The following is a 2,797-nucleotide window of genomic DNA, read 5'->3' as shown; positions in this document are numbered from 1 at the left end:
GTTCCCTATATTCGTGATTTTGTCGCTTCCTCAAATATTCTCTCACTTGAGGAGCCGGGAATTGAGGCAGACGATTTAATCGCCTCGGCCGCACGGGTGTTAAGTGCGCGCGGACTTCGGGTGGTGATTGTTTCCGGCGATAAGGATCTGCTGCAGCTGGTCGGCGGTTCGGTGGTGATGTGGGATCCGATGAAGGAAAAAGTTATGGACGCTGCGGCAATCGAGCACAAGTACGGTGTTGCTACTGAGCAACTGCTCGATATGTTTGCCCTGGTCGGTGACAGTGCCGACAATGTTCCAGGGGTTCCGGGGATCGGTCCGAAGACTGCCGAGAAACTGATCGCCGAATACCGGACCCTCGAGAACTTGTATGACAGTATCGACACGATGAAACCGTCAAAAATGAAAGAACGTCTTCTTGAAAATAGGGATTCGGCGTTTCTCTCACGGGATCTGATTCGTTTAAAAGAAGATGCAGCGGTACCCGAGGAGCTGGAACGCTATGCCCTGCGTGAGGGTGATGATACCAGGCTTGCCGAACTCTATACCGAACTGGAGTTTGCCTCCTTTTTGAAAGAGATTGACACTTCTGAGAAAATAACGACCGAAAAATTTAGCCGTATAACGACGAAAATCCAGCTTGAACAGGTGGTGCAGGAATTGCTCGGTAAAAAGCAGGTTGTGATCGACACCGAAACCACTTCGCTCGATGCCCGCCGAGCAAGATTGGTCGGGGTATCGCTCTGCAGTGATCTTGACCGGGCCTGGTATATCCCCATGGGACATCTGGATGCAGAAGGTGTTCGAGTGGAAGGGCAATTGGACGAAGAGATGGTGAAGGAAGTGCTCGCACCGTTACTGCTTACTCCGGGAATCCTGAAAATCGGTCATAACCTGAAGTATGACTACACTGTAATAAACCGGCAGTGGCAGATGAACCTGGCCCCCCCCTTGGCCGACACCATGATTGCCGCCCATCTCCTGGAGGTGCCGGGACGATCGCTGAAGTTGGACGACCTCTGTCGTGACCTTGGCATCCGTATGACAGCATTTGAGGAGGTGGTTGGTCAGGATAAGAGGGAGGACTGCTTTGCCTATGTCGATCCCGAGAATGCCTGCAATTACAGCTGTGAAGATGTTTATGGTACCCTGAGCCTCTGGCAGGAGTTTCAAGATAAGCTAATTGAAAAGCAGCTCGACCACCTCTTTCATGAGCTGGAGATGCCGTTGATGCCAATACTTGCCGAGATGGAAATGACGGGCATCTGTATCGATCAGCATCTCCTTGGTGATCTTTCGGCTGAGTTTTTAGGCAAACTTGCAGGGATAGAGCAGCGAATCTATGCAGTAGCGGGTCAAAGTTTCAACATCAACTCTCCACGGCAGTTGGGTCAGATTCTTTTTGAGGAACTCAACCTTCCCCATGGCCGCAAGACCAAGACCGGCTATTCGACAGATGTGAAGGTGCTGGAAAAGTTGGCGCCAAAGCATGAACTGCCGGCGCTTATCCTCGAGTACCGGACTATTGCAAAGCTGCAGACCACCTACGTGGAAAAGCTGGCTACCTTGCAGGACCCGGAAAGCGGGCGGATCCACACCTCGTTTAATCAAGCCGTGACAGCAACCGGCCGGTTGTCGAGCAGTAACCCGAACCTGCAGAATATCCCGATACGCGGGGAGGAAGGCAACCGTATTCGTCAGGCCTTTGTGCCGGCTGACGGCCAGCTTTTTGTCTCGGCTGACTATTCCCAGATCGACTTGCGGGTTTTGGCTCATTATTCGAGAGATAAGGCTCTGATGGCTGCATTTACGGCTGGTGATGATATTCATACCCGGACCGCGGCCCAGATATTTGGCGTGTCACCGCTCTTGGTAACCGGCGATATGCGGCGAGTCGCCAAGAGCATCAATTTCGGCATTGTCTATGGTATGAGCAGTTTCGGACTTTCCGGTCAGCTTGGCATCAGCCGGAAAGAAGCCCAGAGCTTTATCGACAGGTATTTTACCCTCTATAGCGGGGTAAAACAATTCATGGAGGACGTTGTCGTCAAAGCCAAAGAAGATGGTTTTGTCACTACCCTGATGAATCGACGGAGGGCTGTACCGGAGATCAGCAGTAGTAATCGTATTCAGCGGGAATTTGCTGAGCGGACCGCGATCAATACCCCGATCCAGGGAACCGCCGCAGATATCATCAAACTTGCCATGTTGAAAGTGGTTGCAGCGCTCCGTAAAGCCTCTGTTCCGGCGACGCTGCTGTTGCAGATTCACGATGAACTGGTGTTTGAGGTACCTGAAGACCAGGTGGAAGCAGCCAGGGAAATAATTAAAGAATCGATGGAAAAGGCGATGCAGCTCGACGTGCCGCTGGTGGTGAATGTGACGGTTGGTAAAAGCCTCGCCAAATAGGAAAGCAGGAGACGGCTGCAATGGGCCGTTTCCTGCTTTCATATTGTTGGAAAGAGCATCACCATGTGGTTCGGCTGCTCCTCACTTCATGCAGCTGGTTTTTTTCGGGTATCTGAGAGTTATTTACGCTCGTGCATCGGTACGAACGACCGCAAGGTGTGACCGGTGTAGACCTGGCGCGGCCTGCCGATACGGGCATTCTCCTTGTCTTCCTTCATCTCTGTCCATTGGGCGATCCAGCCCGGCAGGCGGCCCAGGGCGAACATGACGGTGAACATGTTGGTCGGGATACCGATCGCACGATAGATGATACCGCTATAGAAATCGACATTCGGATAGAGATTCCGCTCCTGGAAATAGGAATCGTTGCGAACCCGTTCTTCGAGTT

The 2,797-nt window shown here is 52.2% G+C and carries 2 protein-coding genes; one reads left to right on the top strand and one right to left on the bottom strand.

Annotation, left to right across the window (positions count from 1 at the left end):
- A partial coding sequence (gene polA, locus Q7J88_RS06775) for a DNA polymerase I (RefSeq protein WP_303721404.1) occupies window positions 1–2,409 on the top strand: 2,409 nt, incomplete at its 5' end.
- Between the two features lie 119 nt (window positions 2,410–2,528).
- Here the strand turns inward: polA and Q7J88_RS06770 are convergent.
- Window positions 2,529–2,797, bottom strand: a 269-nt coding sequence (locus tag Q7J88_RS06770; protein WP_303721403.1) for a citrate/2-methylcitrate synthase, incomplete at its 5' end; no start/stop codon positions are given.

This window comes from Malonomonas rubra (genome assembly GCF_003247215.1).
GTDB lineage: Bacteria > Desulfobacterota > Desulfuromonadia > Desulfuromonadales > Geopsychrobacteraceae > Malonomonas > Malonomonas rubra_A.
Note: the sequence above shows the minus strand (reverse complement) of the source record. Positions and strands in the feature narration are given on the sequence as shown.